At 71.6% G+C, this 20,079-nt stretch carries 19 protein-coding genes; 2 read left to right on the forward strand and 17 right to left on the reverse strand.

Going from position 1 to position 20,079, the window contains the following annotated elements:
* Positions 1-141: 141 nt before the first annotated feature.
* The 4 genes from ACIQVT_RS16775 to ACIQVT_RS16790 all read right to left on the reverse strand — a co-directional run bounded on the left by ACIQVT_RS16775 (position 142) and on the right by ACIQVT_RS16790 (position 4,344).
* The gene (locus tag ACIQVT_RS16775) at positions 142-1,497 is read right to left on the reverse strand and encodes a replication-associated recombination protein A (protein ID WP_403753285.1); all 1,356 of its coding nucleotides are present in this window, start codon (positions 1,495-1,497) and stop codon (positions 142-144) included.
* Positions 1,498-1,540: 43 nt separating this feature from the next.
* A complete protein-coding gene (locus tag ACIQVT_RS16780) occupies positions 1,541-2,197 on the reverse strand; it encodes a vitamin K epoxide reductase family protein (protein ID WP_403753288.1) in 657 nt (218 codons plus the stop codon).
* Between the two features lie 163 nt (positions 2,198-2,360).
* Entirely contained in the window at positions 2,361-3,623 is a 1,263-nt protein-coding gene (hisS, locus tag ACIQVT_RS16785) for a histidine--tRNA ligase (protein ID WP_403753291.1), read from the reverse strand.
* 13 nt (positions 3,624-3,636) lie between these two features.
* Positions 3,637-4,344 (reverse strand): MBL fold metallo-hydrolase, encoded by a 708-nt coding sequence (locus tag ACIQVT_RS16790; protein ID WP_403753294.1) that lies wholly within the window; start codon positions 4,342-4,344, stop codon positions 3,637-3,639.
* Between the two features lie 168 nt (positions 4,345-4,512).
* Here ACIQVT_RS16790 and ACIQVT_RS16795 point away from each other — a divergent pair, with 168 nt between their 5' ends.
* Positions 4,513-5,343 carry a peptidylprolyl isomerase gene (locus tag ACIQVT_RS16795; RefSeq protein ID WP_403753297.1) on the forward strand — a complete coding sequence of 277 codons (831 nt, stop codon included), beginning with the start codon at positions 4,513-4,515 and terminating at the stop codon, positions 5,341-5,343.
* A 154-nt stretch (positions 5,344-5,497) separates the two neighbouring features.
* A complete protein-coding gene (locus ACIQVT_RS16800) occupies positions 5,498-6,727 on the forward strand; it encodes a DUF349 domain-containing protein (RefSeq protein WP_403753300.1) in 1,230 nt (409 codons plus the stop codon).
* A 64-nt stretch (positions 6,728-6,791) separates the two neighbouring features.
* On the opposite strand, the gene ACIQVT_RS16805 is transcribed toward ACIQVT_RS16800, so the two are convergent.
* The 13 genes from ACIQVT_RS16805 to ACIQVT_RS16865 all read right to left on the reverse strand — a co-directional run bounded on the left by ACIQVT_RS16805 (position 6,792) and on the right by ACIQVT_RS16865 (position 20,006).
* Positions 6,792-9,326, reverse strand: a complete 2,535-nt coding sequence (locus ACIQVT_RS16805) for a RelA/SpoT family protein (RefSeq protein ID WP_403753303.1) — start codon at positions 9,324-9,326, stop codon at positions 6,792-6,794.
* A gap of 352 nt (positions 9,327-9,678) precedes the next feature.
* Entirely contained in the window at positions 9,679-10,086 is a 408-nt protein-coding gene (locus ACIQVT_RS16810) for a hypothetical protein (protein WP_403753305.1), read from the reverse strand.
* A gap of 194 nt (positions 10,087-10,280) precedes the next feature.
* Positions 10,281-10,829: an adenine phosphoribosyltransferase gene (locus ACIQVT_RS16815; RefSeq protein ID WP_403753308.1), complete on the reverse strand. Its 549-nt coding sequence runs from the start codon at positions 10,827-10,829 to the stop codon at positions 10,281-10,283.
* Positions 10,826-11,935: a protein translocase subunit SecF gene (gene secF, locus ACIQVT_RS16820; RefSeq protein WP_403753311.1), complete on the reverse strand. Its 1,110-nt coding sequence runs from the start codon at positions 11,933-11,935 to the stop codon at positions 10,826-10,828. Before secF ends, ACIQVT_RS16815 begins: the two co-directional genes overlap by 4 nt.
* 3 nt (positions 11,936-11,938) lie before the next feature.
* Positions 11,939-13,732: a protein translocase subunit SecD gene (gene secD / locus ACIQVT_RS16825; RefSeq protein WP_403753314.1), complete on the reverse strand. Its 1,794-nt coding sequence runs from the start codon at positions 13,730-13,732 to the stop codon at positions 11,939-11,941.
* Between the two features lie 144 nt (positions 13,733-13,876).
* Complete coding sequence (yajC, locus tag ACIQVT_RS16830) at positions 13,877-14,401, reverse strand: preprotein translocase subunit YajC (RefSeq protein WP_403753317.1); 525 nt, start codon at positions 14,399-14,401, stop codon at positions 13,877-13,879.
* Positions 14,402-14,624: 223 nt separating this feature from the next.
* Positions 14,625-15,704 carry a Holliday junction branch migration DNA helicase RuvB gene (gene ruvB / locus ACIQVT_RS16835; RefSeq protein WP_403753320.1) on the reverse strand — a complete coding sequence of 360 codons (1,080 nt, stop codon included), beginning with the start codon at positions 15,702-15,704 and terminating at the stop codon, positions 14,625-14,627.
* Between the two features lie 24 nt (positions 15,705-15,728).
* Positions 15,729-16,334 (reverse strand): Holliday junction branch migration protein RuvA, encoded by a 606-nt coding sequence (gene ruvA / locus ACIQVT_RS16840; RefSeq protein WP_403753323.1) that lies wholly within the window; start codon positions 16,332-16,334, stop codon positions 15,729-15,731.
* Positions 16,331-16,870, reverse strand: coding sequence for a crossover junction endodeoxyribonuclease RuvC (ruvC, locus tag ACIQVT_RS16845; protein WP_403753327.1), 540 nt, complete (start codon positions 16,868-16,870; stop codon positions 16,331-16,333). The genes ruvA and ruvC overlap by 4 nt, the downstream gene beginning before the upstream one ends.
* A gap of 145 nt (positions 16,871-17,015) precedes the next feature.
* Complete coding sequence (locus ACIQVT_RS16850) at positions 17,016-17,768, reverse strand: YebC/PmpR family DNA-binding transcriptional regulator (RefSeq protein WP_403753330.1); 753 nt, start codon at positions 17,766-17,768, stop codon at positions 17,016-17,018.
* A gap of 47 nt (positions 17,769-17,815) precedes the next feature.
* Positions 17,816-18,421, reverse strand: a complete 606-nt coding sequence (gene pdxT, locus ACIQVT_RS16855) for a pyridoxal 5'-phosphate synthase glutaminase subunit PdxT (RefSeq protein ID WP_403753333.1) — start codon at positions 18,419-18,421, stop codon at positions 17,816-17,818.
* Between the two features lie 12 nt (positions 18,422-18,433).
* A complete protein-coding gene (gene pdxS / locus ACIQVT_RS16860; RefSeq protein ID WP_403753336.1) occupies positions 18,434-19,339 on the reverse strand; it encodes a pyridoxal 5'-phosphate synthase lyase subunit PdxS in 906 nt (301 codons plus the stop codon).
* Between the two features lie 124 nt (positions 19,340-19,463).
* The gene (locus ACIQVT_RS16865; protein WP_403753339.1) at positions 19,464-20,006 is read right to left on the reverse strand and encodes a hypothetical protein; all 543 of its coding nucleotides are present in this window, start codon (positions 20,004-20,006) and stop codon (positions 19,464-19,466) included.
* Between the last annotated feature and the right edge of the window lie 73 nt (positions 20,007-20,079).

The following is a 20,079-nucleotide window of genomic DNA, read 5'->3' on the forward strand; positions in this document are numbered from 1 at the left end:
CCGGGTGGTGGTGGGCTGCCCGCGACACCGTTCGACGGTGCGCGACGCTCCTGGAGCCGGTCCGCGCAGGACCGGGTCTCCGGCTGGCTCTCCCGCTCTGACGGCACGGGAGTCAGCACTTCGGAGCAGTCTACAGGGTGGTCAGGTCCGCTTGCGACCGAGGTGTTCGCGGGTCCACTCGACCGCGTCCGCGTACCGCGCCTCGGCGCCGTGCCGGGTCGGCGTGTAGTACGCGCGGTCCCGGAGGGCGTCCGGGGCGTACTGCTGCCGGGCGATGCCCTCGGGCAGGTCGTGCGGGTACACGTAGCCCTGCGCGTGGCCGAGGTCGGCGGCGCCCTTGTAGTGCCCGTCGCGCAGGTGGGGCGGGACCGGTCCGGCCAGCCCCTTGCGCACGTCCTCCCGCGCGGCGCCGATCGCGGTGGTCGCGCTGTTGGACTTGGGGGCGAGGGCCAGGGCGATGGTGGCGTGGCTGAGGGTGAGCGCCGCCTCGGGGAAGCCGATCATGGCGACGGCCTGGGCGGCGGCGACGGCGATGGGCAGCGCCTGGGGGTCGGCGAGGCCGATGTCCTCGCTGGCGGAGATCATCAACCGGCGGGCGATGAACCTCGGGTCCTCGCCGGCCTCGATCATCCGGGCGAGGTAGTGCAGGGCCGCGTCGACGTCGGAGCCGCGGATGGACTTGATGAGGGCGCTGGCGACGTCGTAGTGCTGGTCGCCGTCGCGGTCGTACTTCACCGCGGCGCGGTCGACGGTCTGCTCCAGCGTCCGCAGGGTGATCTCGCTCTCGCCCTGGGCCAGGGCGGCCCCGGCGGCGGCCTCCAGTGCGGTCAGGGCGCGGCGGGCGTCACCACCGGCGATGCGCAGCAGGTGCTCCTCGGTGTCCCCGGGCAGGGCCACGGCGTCCTTCAGGCCGCGCTCGTCGGCGAGGGCCCGCCGCAGCAGCCCGCGGACGTCGTCGTCGGTGAGGGGCTCCAGGGTGAGGAGCAGGGAACGCGACAGGAGCGGGGAGATCACCGAGAAGTACGGGTTCTCCGTCGTGGCCGCGATCAGGGTGACCCAGCGGTTCTCCACGGCCGGCAGCAGGGAGTCCTGCTGGGCCTTGGAGAAGCGGTGGATCTCGTCCAGGAAGAGGACGGTCTCCTTGCCGTAGCCGCCGACGGCGCGGCGAGCGCCGTCGATGACCGCGCGGACCTCCTTGACGCCCGCGGTGATCGCGGACAGCTCCACGAACCGTTTGTCGGTCGCCTTCGACACGACGTAGGCGAGGGTCGTCTTGCCGGTGCCGGGCGGGCCCCACAGGACCACCGAGGAGGGCCCGGCGGGGCCGCCGGCACCCTCGCCGACCAGCCGGCGCAGCGGCGAGCCGGGTTTCAGCAGGTGCTGCTGGCCCACGACCTCGTCCAGCGTGCGCGGGCGCATGCGCACGGCCAGGGGGCTGCCTGCCGGGTCCTTCTCCTGGCGTTCTTCCGCCGCGGCGGTGAATAGGTCGGGTTCCACGTCAAAACCCTAGAACACGGCACCGACAACGCGGGAACCGCCGTCAGCCGGTCCAGAAGTCCCACCAGCGGGTGAGCACCAGCATGCCGATGACGCCGACGTGCAGGACCGGCAGCACCCAGGTGAACTCGCCGAAGAAGGACCTCAGCGGGCGCGGGGCCGGCAGGAAGCCGTTGCGGACGTTGAAGGAGGTCACATACCAGAACATGACGATCGTGGCGACCCAGGCCAGCGAGCACCACAGGCACAGGGCGTTGATCCGGTACAGCGACTGGAACTGGAGCCAGGTGCAGAAGGCGACGCCGAAGAGGGTGCCGGCGTTGAAGGTCAGCCAGTACCAGCGCGGGAAGCGGGCGCGGGCCAGCAGGCTCACGCCGACGCAGACGACGATGCCGTAGCAGACCAGGCCGAGCATCGGGTTGGGGAAGCCGAACACGGCGGCCTGCTTGCTCTCCATCACGCTGCCGCAGGAGACGACCGGGTTCAGACTGCACCCGGGAGTGAAGGTCTTCCCGGCGACCTTGGCCTCCAGGAGCTTGAACTTGTCGATCGTGATGACCCAGGCGGCCAGCAGTCCGGCCGCGCCGGTGATCACCAGCAGCAGGGCGAGGGCGCGGCCGGCACCCGCGCCGCGGGGGGCGTCGGCGGCGTGCTCGGGGCCGGGAGCCGTGGAGACGTCGTGGACTGTCGTCTTGCTCATCACGCCGATTCCGTCACTTGAGAGTCGGGACCTGCTTCGGGCAGGGCCATTGTGCCGCACGCGCAGGGTGCGCACCGTTCGCTCCGGATAAGGATGTTGGTACGACAAAGGCGCCGGACGCTCCTCCCGGGAGCGTCCGGCGCCCGTGCGCGCGCGGGTGCGGCTAGCCGAGCCGGGACTCCAGCTCGGCCACGATCTCGTTCACGCCGATCGCCGTCTGCTCACCGGACTCCATGTCCTTGAGCTGGACGACGCCCTCGGCGAGGTCGCGCTCACCGGCGACGATCGTGTAGCGGGCGCCGGAGCGGTTGGCGTTCTTCATGGCGCCCTTCAGGCCCTTGCCGCCGTACGCGAAGTCCGCCGCGATGCCGACCTTGCGCAACTCGGTGACCTTCGCGAACAGCATCCGGCGGGCCTCCTCGCCGAGGGGGACGGCGAAGACGCTCGTCGAGGGCGGCAGGTCCAGCCGCACTCCCTCGGCCTCCAGCGCGAGGACCGTGCGGTCGACGCCCAGGGCCCAGCCGACGGACGGCAGCGCGGGGCCGCCGATCATCTCCGAGAGGCCGTCGTACCGGCCGCCGCCGCCGACCGCGGACTGCGAGCCGAGCCCGTCGTGCACGAACTCGAAGGTGGTGCGCGTGTAGTAGTCCAGGCCGCGCACCAGCCGCGGGTCGTCCTCGAAGGAGACGCCCGCAGCGGTGATCAGCTCGCGGACCTCCTCGTGGTACGCCTTGCACGCGTCGCACAGGAAGTCGCGCAGCAGGGGGGCGCCCGTCAGCTGCTTCTGCACCGACTCGCGCTTGTCGTCGAGGACCCGCAGGGGGTTGATCTCGACGCGGCGGCGCGTCTCCTCGTCCAGGTCGAGGCCGTACAGGAACTCCTGGAGCGCGGCCCGGTAGACCGGCCGGCACTCCTTGTCGCCCAGGCTGTTCAGCAGGATCCGGAAGTCGCGCAGGCCCAGCGAGCGGTACGCCTGGTCCGCGAGGATGATCAGCTCGGCGTCGACGGCCGGGTCCTCCGCTCCGAGCGCCTCCGCGCCGACCTGGGAGAAGTGCCGGTAGCGGCCCTTCTGGGGGCGCTCGTAGCGGTAGTACGAACCGGAGTACCAGAGCTTGACCGGGAGGTTGCCCGCCTTGTGCAGCCCGGCCTCCAGGGCCGCGCGCAGCACCGAGGCGGTGCCCTCGGGGCGCAGCGCGAGCCGGTCGCCGCCCTTGGTCTCGAAGGCGTACATCTCCTTGGTCACGATGTCCGTGGACTCGCCGACGCCGCGGGCGAACAGTTCGACGTTCTCGAAGCCGGGCGTCTCGATGTAGCCGTAACCGGCGGTGCGCAGCGGGGCGGCGATCGCCTCACGGACCGCCAGGTACCGGGCCGAGTCCGGCGGGATCAGGTCATAGGTGCCCCTGGGGGCCTTGAAGGTGCTCACTGAAGGTCTCTCGTCACATTCCTCGTCGGGGAGCCGGGGAGGCTCCCTGGCCGGCCGCCACCTGCCGCAGGTGGGGGTTGGTGGCGCGCTCCTGGCCGATGGTCGTCTGGGGGCCGTGTCCGGACAGCACCACGGTGGAGTCGTCGAGCGGCAGGCACACGCGGGCCAGCGACTCGAGCATGTCCGTCATGGATCCGCCCGGCAGGTCGGTGCGTCCGACGGAGCCGGCGAACAGCAGATCCCCGGAGAAGAAGACCGACGGGACATCGGCGCTCTCGGGCATCCGGAAGGTCACCGACCCCCTGGTATGGCCGGGGGCGTGCGCGACGGAGAACTCCAGGCCCGCCAGTTCGAGGGTGGCGCCGTCGGTCAGCTCCTTGAGGTCGTCCGGCTCCCCCACGGTCAGCTCGCCCATCAGCGGCATGCCGATGGAGCGGCCGAGCGCCTTCTCGGGGTCGCTCAGCATGTAGCGGTCCTCGGGGTGGATCCAGGCCGGTACGTCGTGCGCCCCGCAGACGGGGACCACCGAGGCCACGTGGTCGATGTGGCCGTGGGTGAGGACGACGGCGACGGGCTTGAGCCGATGCTTGCGCAGCGTCTGGGCCACGCCGTCGGCGGCCTGGTGGCCGGGGTCGATGATCACGCACTCCGCACCGGCGGCGGGGGCGACGAGATAACAGTTCGTCCCCCAGGCCCCGGCGGGGAACCCGGCAATGAGCACGGTCGTCCTTCGTTGTGTCGGTCACGGACTGCTTCAGCTGCGGTCGGAAGCCTACCGGCGCTGCCGTTTCCTCAGCGAACCCATATACGGTACGGGGCTACACACCGCGGTCGGCTCACGAGGACGCACGCGTACCGCCCGCCACGACACGCATGAGGAGATAACCCGGTGGTCAGCCAGGAGCAGCGGCGGCGTCAGCTCGCCCGGGAGAAGTTCTTGCGGCAGCAGCAGCGGCGCACCCAGGCGCGGCGCAAGGCCCGGCTGCGCAACTCCGTGATCGCGTCGGTCCTGGGCGTGGTCGTGATCGGCAGTGTCGCGCTGTACACGACCGGGGTCCTGAAGGACGACGGCAAGAAGACGAACGCGAGCGCGGCCACCACGCCGAGCGCGCCGCCCACCAGCAAGGCGCCCGACCCGTGCGCGAAGCCGGCGGCCGGCTCGGTGAAGAAGCTCAGCTGGAAGAAGGAGCCGGCGATGACGATCGACACGTCGGCGAAGTACTCGATGAAGCTCGCCACGACGTGCGGGGACATCGACATCGCGCTGAAGACGGCGGCGGCCCCGCACACGGTGAACTCGTTCGCCTTCCTGGCCGGCAAGGGCTACTTCGACCACACCAGGTGCCACCGGCTCACCGCCAACCAGATCTACGTCCTCCAGTGCGGCGACCCGCAGGGCACGGGCATGGGCGGGCCGGGCTACACCGTCCCGGACGAGAACCTGAAGGACAAGGTCCTCAAGGGCAACACCTACCCGGCGGGCACGGTGGCCATGGCCAACACCGGGAAGCCGCACACCGGCGGCAGCCAGTTCTTCCTCGTCTACAAGGACAGCCCCCTGCCGCCCAGCTACACGCCGTTCGGCACGATCACCGCGTCGGGCATGAAGGTGCTGCACAAGATCGCCGCGGCGGGCGCCCAGCCGGCCGACCCGAGCACCCAGAACACCGCCCCGAACGCCACCGTGGTGATCGACAGGGCGACGGTGGCGAAGTCCTGACGGCCGGCGCCGCGCGCGGCGGCGGGCTGCGCGATTTCGGTCGCGCTGGATGCGGACAGGCCGCCCGCCGGTCGCCTATGTTGGCCGTGACGAAACTGTGGACGATGCCCGGGGGTGCTGAGGCCCCCCGCAGGCATCATGTGGAGGAGGCGCTGTGAGCAGCGACCCGTGGGGACGCGTCGACGAGACGGGGACCGTGTACGTGCGTACGGCCGACGGCGAGCAGGTCGTCGGCTCCTGGGCGGCCGGCTCCCCCGAGGAGGCGCTTGCCTACTTCGAGCGCAAGTACGAGGGCCTGGTGGTCGAGATCGGCCTCCTCGAGAAGCGGGTGCGGACCACCGACCTGTCGGCGAAGGACGCCCAGACCGCCATCGGCCACCTGCGCGAGCAGGTGGACGCGCACCACGCGGTCGGCGACCTGGACGCCCTGCGCACGCGGCTGGACAAGCTGGTGGAGACCGTCGAGGCGCGCCGTGAGGAGCGCAAGGCGCAGCGCGCCAAGCAGTCCGACGAGGCCCGCCACGCCAAGGAGGCGCTGGTCACCGAGGCGGAGGAGCTGGCGCGCTCCGACCAGTGGCGGGCCGCCGGGGAGCGGCTGCGGGCGCTGGTGGACACCTGGAAGGGCCTGCCGCGCCTGGACCGCAAGTCCGACGACGAGCTGTGGCACCGCTTCTCGCACGCCCGGTCGGCGTTCTCCAAGCGCCGCAAGGCGCACTTCGCGCAGCTGGACGCGCAGCGCGAGGAGGCCCGCCGGGTCAAGGAGCGGCTGGTCGCCGAGGCGGAGGCGCTGTCGGGTTCGGCGGACTGGGGTCCGACGGCGGCCCGTTACCGCGAGCTGATGGCGGAGTGGAAGGCGGCGGGCCGCGCCCAGCGCGAGCACGAGGACGACCTGTGGAACCGCTTCCGCGGCGCCCAGGACGTCTTCTTCGCCGCCCGCAGCTCGGTCTTCGCCGAGCGGGACGCCGAGCAGTCGGAGAACCTGAAGCTGAAGGAGGAGCTGGCCGAGGAGGCCGAGAAGCTCCTGCCGGTCAAGGACCTGAAGGCGACCCGGGCCGCGTTCCGCTCGATCAACGAGCGTTGGGAGGCCATCGGCCACGTCCCGCGGGACGCCCGTCCCAAGGTCGAGGGCCGGATGCACGCCGTCGAGCGGGCGATCCAGGAGGCCGAGGAGGCCGAGTGGCGCCGGACCAACCCGGAGGCGCGCGCGCGTGCCGAGGGGCTGACCGGCCAGCTCCAGGCGGCCGTGGACAAGCTGGTCGCGCAGATCGAGCAGGCGCGCGCCCAGGGCAACAACGCCCGGGCCGACAAGCTCCAGCGTGAGCTGGAGGGCCGTCAGGCGCTCCTGGAGCAGGCCCTGAAGGGGCTGCACGAGTTCGGCGGCTGATCCCCCCGTCGCGTACGCGAAAGGGCCCCGGACGCGCGTCCGGGGCCCTTTCGCGTGCGCGAGGCTACGACCGGCTGCGTCCCGAGGTCACGCGGTACACGTCGTACACGCCCTCCACGCCGCGCACCGCCTTCAGGACGTGCCCGAGGTGCTTGGGGTCGCCCATCTCGAAGGTGAAGCGGGAGGTGGCGACCCGGTCGCGGGAGGTCTGGACGGCTGCGGACAGGATGTTGACGTGCTGGTCGGAGAGGACGCGGGTGACGTCCGACAGCAGGCGGGAGCGGTCCAGCGCCTCGACCTGGATGGCGACCAGGAAGACCGACGACTGGGTGGGGGCCCACTCGACGTCGAGGATGCGCTCCGGCTCGCGGGAGAGCGAGTCGACGTTGACGCAGTCGCTGCGGTGCACCGAGACGCCGCTGCCGCGGGTGACGAAGCCGATGATCGGGTCGCCGGGGACCGGGGTGCAGCAGCGGGCCAGCTTGACCCACACGTCGTCCACGCCCTTGACGACGACGCCCGGGTCGGCGCTGGAGCGGCGCTTGCGACCGCGTCCACGCGCCGGCGGGACCGACTCGTCGATCTCCTCGGTGGCGGCCTCCTCGCCGCCCAGGGCCTGCACCAGTTTCTGGACGATGTTCTGGGCGGAGACGTGGCCCTCGCCGATCGCCGCGTACAGCGCGGAGATGTCCGAGTAGCGCATCTCGTGGGCGAGCGTGACGAGGGAGTCGCCGGTCAGGATGCGCTGGATCGGCAGGTTCTGCTTGCGCATGGCCCGCACGATGGCGTCCTTGCCGTGTTCGATCGCCTCGTCGCGGCGCTCCTTGGAGAACCAGGCGCGGATCTTGTTGCGCGCCCGCGGCGACTTCACGAAGCCGAGCCAGTCACGGGACGGGCCGGCGCCCGCCGCCTTGGAGGTGAAGACCTCCACCAGGTCGCCGTTGTCCAGGGTGGACTCCAGCGGCACGAGGCGGCCGTTGACCCGGGCCCCTATGGTGCGGTGGCCGACCTCGGTGTGGACGGCGTAGGAGAAGTCCACCGGTGTGGCACCCGCCGGGAGGGCGATGACGTCACCCTTCGGGGTGAAGACGAAGACCTCGTTGCGCGACAGGTCGAAGCGCAGGGACTCCAGGAACTCGCCCGGGTCCTCGGTCTCCTTCTGCCAGTCCAGCAGCTGGCGCAGCCACGCCATGTCGTTGAGGTGGTCGTCCTTGCCGGTGCTGCGGGGCGCGTCGGAGCGGACCTTGGAGGCGCCGGCGACGGCCTCCTGCTTGTACTTCCAGTGCGCGGCGATGCCGTACTCGGCGCGGCGGTGCATGTCGAACGTGCGGATCTGGAGTTCGACCGGCTTGCCGTTGGGCCCGATGACCGTCGTGTGCAGCGACTGGTACATGTTGAACTTGGGCATCGCGATGTAGTCCTTGAACCGGCCGGGGACCGGGTTCCATCGCGCGTGGACGGTGCCGAGGGCGGCGTAGCAGTCGCGGACCGTGTCGACGAGGACGCGGATGCCCACCAGGTCGTAGATCTCGGCGAAGTCGCGGCCCCGCACGATCATCTTCTGGTAGACGCTGTAGTAGTGCTTGGGGCGGCCGGTGACGGTCGCCTTGATGCGGGCGGACCGCAGGTCGGCCTGGACCTCGTCGGTCACTATGGCCAGGTACTCGTCGCGCTTGGGCGCCCGCTCGGCCACCAGCCGTACGATCTCGTCGTACATCTTGGGGTAGAGGATCGCGAACGCGAGGTCCTCCAGCTCCCACTTGATGGTGTTCATGCCCAGGCGGTGGGCGAGCGGCGCGTAGATCTCCAGCGTCTCGCGCGCCTTCTTCTCCTGCTTCTCGCGCTTGAGGTACCGCATGGTGCGCATGTTGTGCAGGCGGTCGGCGAGCTTGATGACCAGGACGCGGGGGTCCTTGGCCATGGCGACGACCATCTTGCGCACGGTCTCCGCCTGCGCGGCCTCGCCGAACTTGACCTTGTCGAGCTTGGTGACGCCGTCCACGAGCAGGGCGACGGTGTCGCCGAAGTCGCGGCGCAGCTGGTCGAGGCCGTACTCGGTGTCCTCGACGGTGTCGTGCAGCAGGCCGGCCATCAGCGTGGCCGGGTCCATGCCCAGCTCGGCGAGGATGGTGGTGACGGCGAGCGGGTGCGTGATGTACGGGTCGCCGCTCTTGCGCTTCTGGCCGCGGTGCCAGCGCTCGGCGACCTGGTAGGCGCGCTCGATCTGGCGCAGCGTGGAGTTCTCGGTCTTGGGGTCGTTGCTGCGCACTATCCGCAGCAGCGGCTCCAGCACCGGGTTGTACGGGTTCGCGCGCTGCACACCGAGACGGGCGAGGCGGGCCCGGACACGGTTGGAGGAGCCGGTGCGGGCCGAGGGGGTGGGGGGCTGTCGCACCACCGGGGGCTGCGCCGGGCGCTCCGCCGGGGCGGGTTTGGGACGCGAGGCCTCGGCGCTCTTCTCGACGGGCGCGGACTGGGCGTGCTCGACCGGCCCGCGGCTGTCGTTGCGCACCTGGGGAGCGTCCGGCGCGGGCTTCGCCGCGGGCGCCGAGGCGGGCTCGGGCTTGGCGGCGGTCAGTGGCTGGGCCTCGTCTGGCAAGAGGACTCCTCGTGCGCGATCCGGGTCCCCCGATCAGGCTCCGGACATCCCATGGTAGCCATCCCGCGCCCGGTCATCGCCTCCAGGCCACTGTGCGGGCCGTCCGCCGGCACTACGGACGGACCCGCCGAGGGGCTCGGCGCGGCCGTCGCACCGGTCCCGGACATGCCGAACGGCCGCCCCGGTGGCACCCGGGGCGGCCGTTCGGCGTACGGGCCGGTCAGCCGCGCGGCGGCGCATCGACCGGGGCGCCGACCGGGCCGGCCATGACCGAGGGGCCCGAGACAGGCTCGGGCCCCTCCGCCGACCTACCCGCCCGGCATTCCGCTTCCAGCGGTGCGGGGCGGTGACGTCACCTCCAGTTGAAGAGCGCCGCGCCCTTCACCTTCATGTGCTTCTCGGCGAGGACATTCCCCCACGGCACCTTGACACTGCCGGTCTTGCCGCAGCCCGCGTTGTACCACTTGGCCCGGCCGCCCACGAACCCCTGCACCTTGACGCAGATCGATCCGCCCCGGAAGACGGCCCACTGGTAGCCCATTTTCAGGCCGGGGCGTCCGAAGTGACCACAGCCGTCCTTGACCTCGCTCCACCTGCCGGGCAGGCTGCCCGCCCGCATCCACTCGCCGCAGCCGGCCGCGGTGACGCCGGACGTCTTGGCCGGCGCGTGCGCCGGGCTCGCGCTGGCGGTCGTCGCGCCGGCGGTGAGCGCGGCGACGGAGACGAGCGAGACGACCCCCGTCGTCACCTTGCGTGACATGTTCATCTGTTTCCTCCCGTGTCATGCCCGGGTCAGTGGGCACAGGGAGATCCAACCAGCAGGCGAGCGGTATCGACACACATTTGAGCAACACCAGAGCTGCCACGTGTCACCGACATCACCGGCGCACCGGAACGCGAGAGCGCCCCGGGATGTCCCGGGGCGCTCTCGCGTCATGTCGCTCGCCGTCTGTCTCAGACGGTGAGGAGTGCCTCCAGAGGCGCCCCGGCGAGCACCTCTTCCAGCCGGGCGCGGCCCGCGAGGAAGCCCAGTTCCATCAGGACCGCGAGACCTGCCACGTCCGCGCCGGCGCGTCGCACGAGCCGCATCGCGGCCTCGGAGGTGCCGCCGGTGGCCAGGACGTCGTCCACGATCAGGACGCGGTCGCCGGAGGCCAGGTCCTCGGCGTGCACCTCGATCTCGGCCGAGCCGTACTCCAGGTCGTAGGCCTGGCGCAGCGTGGCTCCGGGCAGCTTGCCGGCCTTGCGGACCGGGATGAAGCCCAGACCCGCGCGGACGGCGACCGGGGCGCCGAGGATGAAGCCACGGGCCTCCAGGCCGATGACCTTGGTGGCTCCGGTGGCCTCGGCGATCCCGGCGAGGGCGTCGGTGAGCGCCGCGAACGCCTGCGGGTCGGCCAGGAGCGGGGTGATGTCCTTGAACATCACGCCCGGCTCCGGGTAGTCGGCCACGTCACGGATGCGGCTGAGCAGCAGCGTCGCGACGTCCGTCAGCTCGGTCATCGGCGCTTCCCCGGGGTCTTCCCACGGCCACGGCCGCGGGCGGCGGGGGTCTGGTTGCGCGGTCCGACCACGGCCGGGGTGTGATCGTCGGTGTCGTCCGCGGTGGCGGGCGTCTCCGCGGACTCCCCGCCGGCCGCGGCCTGGGCGCGCTTGGCCAGCACCCGCTTGGTGAGGGCCTTCATCGCCGGCTCGCGCTCCTTGAGGTCGGCGACGAGCGGGGTGGCGATGAAGATCGAGGAGTAGGCACCGGCCGCGAGGCCGACGAACAGCGACAGCGAGATGTCGTTGAGCGTGCCCGCGCCGAGGAAGCCACCGCCGATGAAGAGCAGACCGGCGACCGGCAGCAGGGCGACGACCGTGGTGTTGATGGAGCGGACCAGGGTGCCGTTGATCGACCGGTTGGCGATGTCGCTGTAGGTCCAGCGGGTCTGCTTGGTGATGTCCCTGGTCTGCTCCTTGAGGCTGTCGAAGACGACGACCGTGTCGTAGAGCGAGTAACCGAGGATGGTCAGCAGGCCGATGACGGTGCCGGGCGTGACCTCGAAGCCGACCAGGGCGTAGATACCGGTCGTGATGGTGATGTCGTGGATCAGCGCGACCAGCGCCGCGATGGCCATCCGCCACTCGAAGGCGATCGCCAGGTAGATCACCACGAGGACCATGAAGATCGCCAGGCCCTCCCAGGCCTTGTTGGCGATCTGCTCGCCCCAGCTCGGGCCGACCAGGTCGGCGGCGAGCTTCTCCGGGTCGAGGTTCAGGTCCTTCGCCAGGTCCTTCTTGATCCTGTCGGACTGGTCGGTCTCGATGCCCGCGATCTGGATGCGCAGGCTGCCGTTGCCGAGCTTCTGCACGATCGCCTCGTGACCGGAGGCGTCCTTGGCGTACCCCTCGGCCTGGGCCACCGAGGTGCTCATCTTGGTCGGCGTGGTGAAGACCGCGCCGCCCTGGAACTCGATGCCCATGTTCAGGCCGCGCACCGCCAGGCCGAGGATGGCCGTGATGGTGATCAGGATGGAGACGCCGTACCAGATCTTGCGCTTGCCGACGAAGTCGTAGCTGATCTCGCCGCGGTGCAGTCGAGCGCCGAGGTTGCCGAGTTTCGACATCGCTCATGCCTCCTTCGGGTCGACAGGGCCGGCGGCGGGGCCGGCGGAACGGCGGGTGCGGCGCAGCGGCGGCTTGGCGCCCAGGCCCTTCGGGTCGAGTCCGGACCACTTGTGGCCGTCGGCGAAGAACCGGCGGCGGGCGAGGAGCGTCATGAGCGGCTTGGTGAAGAGGAAGACGACCACCACGTCGAGCAGGGTGGTCAGGCCGAGGGTGAAGGCGAAGCCCTGCACCTTGCCGACGGTGACGATGAACAGCACCGCGGCGGCGAGGAACGACACGAAGTCGGAGACCAGGATGGTGCGCCGGGCGCGCGGCCAGGCCCGCTCCACGGCGGGGCGCAGGGAGCGGCCCTCGCGGATCTCGTCCCGGATGCGTTCGAAGTACACGATGAAGGAGTCCGCGGTGATACCGATCGCGACGATGGCACCGCAGACCGCGGGCAGGTTCAGCGCGAAGCCGATGGCCGGGCCGAGCAGCGTCATGATCAGGTAGGTGAGGATCGCGGAGACCACCAGGGAGGCCATGGCAACGAGGGAGAGCCCGCGGTAGTACACCACCAGGTAGATCACGACCAGCGCGAGGCCGATGGCGCCGGCGAGCAGGCCGGCGCGCAGCTGCTCACCGCCGAGCGCGGCGGTGACGGTGGTGACGGACTCCTCGCGGAAGGACAGCGGGAGCGCGCCGTACGACAGCATGTTGGCGAGGTTCTGGGCCTCCTCCTGCTTGAAGCTGCCGGAGATGTACGCGCTACCGCCGGTGATGGCCCGCTGCACGAAGGGGCTCGAGACGACCTGGCCGTCCAGGACGATGCCGAACTCGTTCTGCGGGGACTGGTTCTTGGCCAGCCGGTCGGTGACGTCCGCGAACTTCTTGCCTCCGCCGGAGGTGAAGTTCATCTGGACCTGCCAGCCCGAGGCACCCTGGGTGTCGAAGACGGCCTGGGCGTTCTTGACCTCGGTGCCGTCCACGGCGGCCGGGCCGAGCAGGTACTTGAACCAGTTGCCGTCGTTCTCGCCGCAGGCCACGGTGGTCTCACCGGGCTTGGCGTTCTTGCCGGCGTTGGCGCGCTCGGCGGGCTTGGCGCAGTTCAGGGCCGCGTAGCGGGCCTGGAGCGCGGCGTCGCCGGAGGGCTTGCCGCTCGCCGGGGCCGACGGGGTGGGCGACGCCTTGGCGCCGCCGGAGGCGGAGCCGCTCGGCGAGGGGGTGGAGCCGGCCTTGAGCGCGTCGGTGACGGCGCGGCCCTGCGAGGTCGCCGTGCCCGTGGGGGACGCGGACGCGGAACCCGACGACGCCTGCGGCGCGGAGGCGCTGCCCGAGGGGCTCGCCCCCGGCTTCGGCGAGGAGCTGCCACCGGAGGGGGAGGCGCTCGGCGAGGGGGTCTTCGCGGCGGCGCCGCTGGGCTCGCTGGCCAGGACCGGGCGGAAGTACAGCTTGGCGGTGGTGCCGACCTGCTTCTGGGCCTCCGCGGAGTTGGTGCCCTTGGGGATGTTGACGATGATGTTGTCGGATCCCTGGGTCTGCACCTCCGCCTCGGAGACGCCCAGACCGTTGACACGGCGGTTCATGATGTCGACCGCGGTGTCCATGTTGGCCTTGTTGATCGCGGACCCCTGGTCGGCCTTGGCCTTGAGCGTGATGCTCGTACCACCGGCGAGGTCGATGCCCAGACGCGGAGTGGTGTGCCCGGAGGCGAACATCCCTCCGGTGAGCGCCACGATGGCGATCAGGATGAGGGCCAGCGAGCGCCCCGGCTTGCTCTGGGCGCTCGCGCTCCGGCCCCTCTTAGGTGCTGCCACCTTCTCGTACTCCCTCTCGGGCCGCCCCGCGCCCGGTCGGCGCGGTCGGCCATGACATGGTGTCGGGCTCCCGTGCGAGACAGCCGTGCCCGGGTCGCGCGGGCGGGGCTGGTGGTGCCCCCGCCGCGCGTCCCGGGGCGTCGACTACTTCGTGCCGGAGTCGCCGTCGGTCTTCTTCGGCTCGTCGTCCGCCCTGGCCTCGGCGGCACGGGCCGCGTCCTCCGCGGCGCGGACCGCGTCGTCGCCGCGCTCGGCGGCGTCCTTCTTACCGAGGTCGATCTTGTCGTCGGAGGCGGCGGCAGCGGCGGGCCCGTCGGTCTCGTCGGTCTCGGTGAGGGAGGACGCGTCGTCCGGGACGACGGCGGCGTCGGACTTCAGGTCGTGCTCGACGCCGTGGACGATGCGGTTGTACTCGTCGTCGGAGAGGACGGCGCCGATGGCGTTCTTCGCGAACAGCAGGTCGACGCCGGGACCGGCGTCGAGGAGGACCGTCTCCTCGTTGACCTCCTTGACCGTCGCGTAGATCCCCCCGATCGTGCGGACACCGGAGCCGGGCTGCATCTCGTTCCGCATCTGGGCGGCCTGCTGCTGCTTCTTCTTGGCCGAGCGCGTCATGAGGAACATGGCCGCGATGAGCACGATGAAGGGGAGGAGGGTCAAGGTATTCACGGGACGGGATTTCCTTCGCGCGACCGCGACGGAGAGCGGCCATGGGGACGGGGGTGTGGTCGGCGCCACCCGCTAGGGCGGCATCGGCGGAGTCTAAGCGAGTCCGCGCGCATGGAACAACGCTCAGCATGGCACCTGGGTTCCTGCCGCGGCCAATGTCCCTGCCGTCACGAAGGCATCACGCGGTCGCAGGACACCCGCCCGGGCGGGTGTCAGGGCCCCGTCACGCGCCGAACAGGTCCGGCTGGGCGCTTCCCCCGGCACCGCCGGCGGCCGAGCGGGGCGGGGTGAGACCGAGGTGCGCCCAGGCGGCGGGAGTGGCGACCCGGCCGCGCGGGGTCCGGGCGAGCAGACCCTCCCGGACCAGGAACGGTTCGGCGACCTCCTCGACCGTCTCCCGCTCCTCCCCCACCGCGACCGCGAGGGTCGACAGGCCGACCGGGCCGCCGCCGAACAGCTTCAGCAGGGCGGTCAGGACGGCGCGGTCGAGCCGGTCCAGGCCGCGCGCGTCGACCTCGTACACCGCGAGGGCGGCGGCCGCGATGTCACGGGTGACGGCGCCGTCGGCCTTCACCTGCGCGTAGTCGCGGACGCGGCGCAGCAGGCGGTTGGCGATGCGGGGCGTGCCGCGGGAGCGGCCGGCGATCTCGGCGGCGCCGGCCGGGTCGATGTCGACGTCCAGCAGGCCGGCCGAGCGGTGCACGACGCGTTCCAGTTCGCGGGGCTCGTAGAACTCCATGTGCCCGGTGAAGCCGAAGCGGTCGCGCAGCGGGGGCGGCAGCAGGCCCGCGCGCGTGGTGGCGCCGACCAGGGTGAAGGGCGGCAGCTCCAGCGGGATCGCGGTGGCGCCGGGGCCCTTGCCGACGATCACGTCGACGCGGAAGTCCTCCATGGCCATGTACAGCATCTCCTCGGCGGGCCGGGACATGCGGTGGATCTCGTCGAGGAAGAGCACCTCGCCCTCCTGGAGCGAGGACAGGATCGCGGCGAGGTCGCCGGCGTGCTGGATGGCGGGGCCGGAGGTGATGCGGATGGGGGCGCCCATCTCGGCCGCGATGATCATCGACAGGGTGGTCTTGCCGAGTCCGGGCGCGCCGGACAGCAGGACGTGGTCGGCGGTGGCGCCGCGGGCGCGGGCGGCGCGCAGTACCAGGTCGAGCTGTTCGCGGACCTTCTCCTGGCCGATGAACTCATCGAGGTCCTTGGGGCGCAGGGCGGCCTCGACGGCCTGGTCCTCCCGGTCGGCGACCGGGCCCACCAGCCGGTCGGGGGCGGGGGTGCCGGTCGGGTCGTCCCAGTTCATGTGTGTGCCTTACGACGGTCTCGGTCAGCGGGCTCGGTTCAGCGTCTGGAGGGCGGCCTTGAGCAGCCGGCCCACCTCGGGGGTGCCCTCGGCGGCCTCGGCCTGCGGGGTGACGGCGGCGACCGCCTCGTCGGCCTCCCGCGTGGCGTAGCCGAGGCCGAGCAGCGCGGCGTGCAACTGGTCGCGCCAGCCCTGGCCGGCGGGCGCGCCGACGGCGGGGGCGCCGACCGGCTCGCCGAGGCGGTCCTTCAGCTCCAGCAGCAGCTTCTGGGCGCCCTTCCGGCCGATGCCGGGGACGGCGGTGAGGGCCTTCTCGTCGCCGGTGGCGACCGCGCGGCGCAGCGCGTCCGGGCCGTGCACCGCGAGCATCGCCTGGGCGAGGCGGGGGCCGACCCCGCTCGCGGTCTGGAGCAGCACGAAGGTCTGGCGCTCGTCGTCGTCGGCGAAGCCGTACAGGGTGAGGGAGTCCTCGCGGACGACCAGGGAGGTGTGCAGGCGGGCCGGCTGCCCGACGCGGAGCGCCGAGAGGGTGTTCGGCGTGCACTGGACGGCCATGCCGACGCCCCCGACCTCGACGACCGCGGCGTCGGGGGCGAGTGCGGCGACGGTACCGCTGACGAAGGCGATCATGCCGTACGGCCTTTCGTTGCGTGGGCGGTGTGCAGGGCGACGGCCTGCTGGAGCCGGTTCTGCGCGGGGGCGCGCCAGATGTGGCAGATGGCGAGCGCCAGGGCGTCGGCGGCGTCGGCGGGGCGGGGTGGCGCCGACAGCCGGAGCAGCCGGGTGACCATGGCGCCCACCTGCGCCTTGTCGGCGCGTCCGCTGCCGGTGACGGCGGCCTTGACCTCGCTGGGGGTGTGCAGGGCGACGGGGATGCCGCGCCGGGCGGCGCACAGCATGGCGACGGCGCTGGCCTGGGCGGTGCCCATGACCGTGCGCACGTTGTGCTGGCTGAAGACGCGCTCCACGGCGACGAACTCGGGCCGGTGCTCGTCCAGCCACTGCTCGATGCCCTGTTCGACGCCGAGCAGCCGATGGCTGAGGTCGGCGTCCGCGGCCGTCCGTACGACGCCGACGCCGAGCATGGTGAGCGGGCGGCCCGCGACCCCCTCCACGACGCCGATCCCGCACCGGGTCAGCCCGGGGTCCACCCCCAGTACGCGCACCGCGCCCCCTCCCGTCGACGGCTTGTTCGTGCAGGCTATCGGGTGCCACCGACAACGCCCCGCGCCCACCGCCCGGGCGGCCGGCGCCCGGCAACGCGACGGGCCGACGGGGGGTGTCCCGTCGGCCCGTGGGCTGCCGTGCGCGTTACGCGTCGACCTTCTCCATGACCTCGTCGCTCACGTCGAAGTTGGCGAAGACGTTCTGCACGTCGTCGCTGTCCTCGAGGGCGTCGATGAGCTTGAAGATCTTCCGTGCGCCGTCCTCGTCCAGCTCGACCTGCATGGTGGGGACGAAGTTGGCCTCGGCGGAGTCGTAGTCGATGCCGGCGTCCTGGAGGGCGGTGCGGACCGCGACCATGTCGGTGGCCTCGCTGATGACCTCGAAGGTCTCGCCGAGGTCGTTGACCTCCTCGGCGCCGGCGTCGAGCACGGCGGCGAGCACGTCGTCCTCGTTCAGCTCACCCTTGGGGACGATCACGACGCCCTTGCGGTTGAACAGGTACGACACCGAACCCGGGTCGGCCATGGAGCCGCCGTTGCGGGTCATGGCGACGCGGACCTCGGAGGCGGCGCGGTTGCGGTTGTCGGTGAGGCACTCGATGAGCACCGCGACACCGTTGGGGCCGTAGCCCTCGTACATGATCGTCTCGTAGTCGGCGCCACCGGCCTCGAGACCGGCGCCGCGCTTGACCGCGGAGTCGATGTTCTTGTTCGGGACCGACGACTTCTTCGCCTTCTGGATGGCGTCGTACAGCGTCGGGTTGCCGTCGGGGTCGGCGCCGCCGGTCCGCGAGGCGACCTCGATGTTCTTGATCAGCTTCGCGAAGAGCTTGCCGCGCTTGGCGTCGATCACGGCCTTCTTGTGCTTCGTCGTGGCCCATTTAGAGTGGCCGGACATCTGCCTGTCTCCTTCGCGTAACCCATCTCTGTACGAACGCAGAGATCCTACAAGGATCCCGGTGTCCGGTTGGCGCGCACCATGTCGACGAAGAGCGCGTGCACACGGTGGTCGCCGGTCAGCTCCGGGTGGAAGGAGGTGGCGAGCGCGTTGCCCTGGCGCACGGCCACGATGTGGCCCTCGTGCTCGGCCAGCACCTCGGCGGCGGCGCCCACCGACTCGACCCACGGGGCGCGGATGAAGACACCCTCCACAGGATCGCCCGGGACGCCCCGCACGTCGACCGCTGCCTCGAACGACTCGTTCTGCCGGCCGAAGGCGTTGCGGCGCACGATCATGTCGATGCCGCCGACGGTCTCCTGGCCGGAGCGCGGGTCGAGGATCTTGTCGGCGAGCAGGATCATGCCGGCGCAGGTGCCGTAGACGGGCAGGCCGGCGCGCACGCGCGCGCGGAGCGGCTCCATCACTCCGAAGAGGACGGCCAGCTTGGAGATGGTGGTGGACTCGCCGCCGGGCAGGACGAGGCCGTCCACCTCGGCGAGTTCCTCGGGGCGCCGCACCGGCCTGGCCACGGCGTCCGCCGCGGCCAGGGCGATGAGGTGCTCCCGTACGTCGCCCTGGAGGGCCAGGACGCCTATGACGGGGGTGTTCATGTGTCCGGTGCCTTACCAGCCGCGGTTGGCGTAGCGCTCGGTCTCGGGGAGGGTGTCGCAGTTGATGCCGACCATGGCCTCGCCGAGGTTGCGGGACGCGTCCGCGATGATCTTCGGGTCGTCGTAGAAGGTGGTGGCCTTCACGATGGCGGCGGCGCGCTTGGCCGGGTCGCCCGACTTGAAGATGCCGGAGCCGACGAACACGCCCTCGGCGCCGAGCTGGCGCATCAGGGCCGCGTCGGCCGGGGTGGCGACACCGCCGGCGGAGAAGAGGACCACCGGGAGCTTGCCCAGCTCGGCGACCTCCTTGACCAGCTCGTACGGGGCGCGCAGCTCCTTGGCCGCCGCGTACAGCTCGTGGTTGTCGTAGCCGCGCAGCCGGGCGATCTCGTTCTTGATCTGGCGCAGGTGGCGGACGGCCTCCACGACGTTGCCGGTGCCGGCCTCGCCCTTGGAGCGGATCATCGCGGCGCCCTCGGCGATGCGGCGCAGGGCCTCGCCCAGGTTGGTCGCACCGCACACGAAGGGGGTGGTGAAGGACCACTTGTCGGAGTGGTTGACCTCGTCGGCCGGGGTCAGCACCTCGGACTCGTCGATGTAGTCGACGCCGAGGGACTGGAGGACCTGGGCCTCGACGAAGTGACCGATGCGGGACTTGGCCATGACCGGGATCGAGACGGCCTCGATGATGCCCTCGATCATGTCCGGGTCGGACATGCGGGCCACGCCGCCGTCCTTGCGGATGTCGGCCGGGACCCGCTCCAGGGCCATGACGGCGACGGCGCCCGCGTCCTCGGCGATCTTCGCCTGCTCCGGTGTGACGACGTCCATGATCACGCCGCCCTTGAGCTGCTCGGCCATGCCGCGCTTCACGCGGGCGGTGCCGGTCTCGGGAGCCTGGTTGTCGATGCTGGACACGGGTGACCTCACTGATGGGAAAGAAGGCTTCTGCACCGCCGAGGAAACGCGAACGGACCAGTCCACAGCAAGGGCCAATGACAAGCCGGTGGCTCGTTTTCGCTCGGCCAGGGGCTCGCCCGGGTCAGGAGACCCGTTCCACCAGGGCCGCGGGCGGCTCGTCGTCCAGCTCGACGGCGAGCGGGAACGCGGCGTGTCCGGCCAGTCGGAACCAGCGGACCTTGCGGTGCTCGCGCAGCCTGCGCGCCGCCCCGACCGCGTCGTTGTGGAAGCGGCGGGCCATCGGCACCCGGCGGACGGCCTCGGCCAGCTCCCGGGCCGCCTCCTCGCCGCCCGGCGCCTCCCGTACGGCCTCCACCTGCGCCGGCTCCGCGAGGACCGCGCGCAGCGCCTGGCTCAACTCGCTCTCGGCGACCTCCCGCTGCTCCTCCTCGGCCTGCCGGGCGGCGTGCGCGGCCTCGTACAGCACGATCGAGGCCGCCGGGTCCAGGACGCCCGAGGTGGCCAGTTCCTGCGCCACCGAGGCCCGCCGCAGCAGCTGCGCGTCGAGGGCGGCCCGGGCGGCGTCCATCCGCACGTGCAGCCGGTCGAGCCGGCCGGCCGTCCAGCTGAGGTACACGCCGACGGCGACGAGCGCCAGGAGGATCCAGATGAGGGTTACGGTCACGGCGGAAGGCTATCGGCTGGCCCGCGGACGCCCGAGCCCCGCTCACGGGGGCCCCACCCGGACGCCCTTGCGC

The organism is Streptomyces sp. NPDC100445, assembly GCF_044759735.1.
In the GTDB taxonomy this organism is placed as follows: Bacteria; Actinomycetota; Actinomycetes; order Streptomycetales; family Streptomycetaceae; genus Streptomyces.

Coding starts and splice junctions, on each gene's coding strand:
- ACIQVT_RS16780 (WP_403753288.1), bottom strand. CDS start 2,197: ATGAGCAAGACGACAGTCCACGACGTCTCCACGGCTCCCGGCCCCGAG.
- ACIQVT_RS16810 (WP_403753305.1), bottom strand. CDS start 10,086: ATGTCACGCAAGGTGACGACGGGGGTCGTCTCGCTCGTCTCCGTCGCC.
- ACIQVT_RS16815 (WP_403753308.1), bottom strand. CDS start 10,829: ATGACCGAGCTGACGGACGTCGCGACGCTGCTGCTCAGCCGCATCCGT.
- secF (WP_403753311.1), bottom strand. CDS start 11,935: ATGTCGAAACTCGGCAACCTCGGCGCTCGACTGCACCGCGGCGAGATC.
- ruvB (WP_403753320.1), bottom strand. CDS start 15,704: ATGAACTGGGACGACCCGACCGGCACCCCCGCCCCCGACCGGCTGGTG.
- ruvA (WP_403753323.1), bottom strand. CDS start 16,334: ATGATCGCCTTCGTCAGCGGTACCGTCGCCGCACTCGCCCCCGACGCC.
- ACIQVT_RS16850 (WP_403753330.1), bottom strand. CDS start 17,768: ATGTCCGGCCACTCTAAATGGGCCACGACGAAGCACAAGAAGGCCGTG.
- pdxT (WP_403753333.1), bottom strand. CDS start 18,421: ATGAACACCCCCGTCATAGGCGTCCTGGCCCTCCAGGGCGACGTACGG.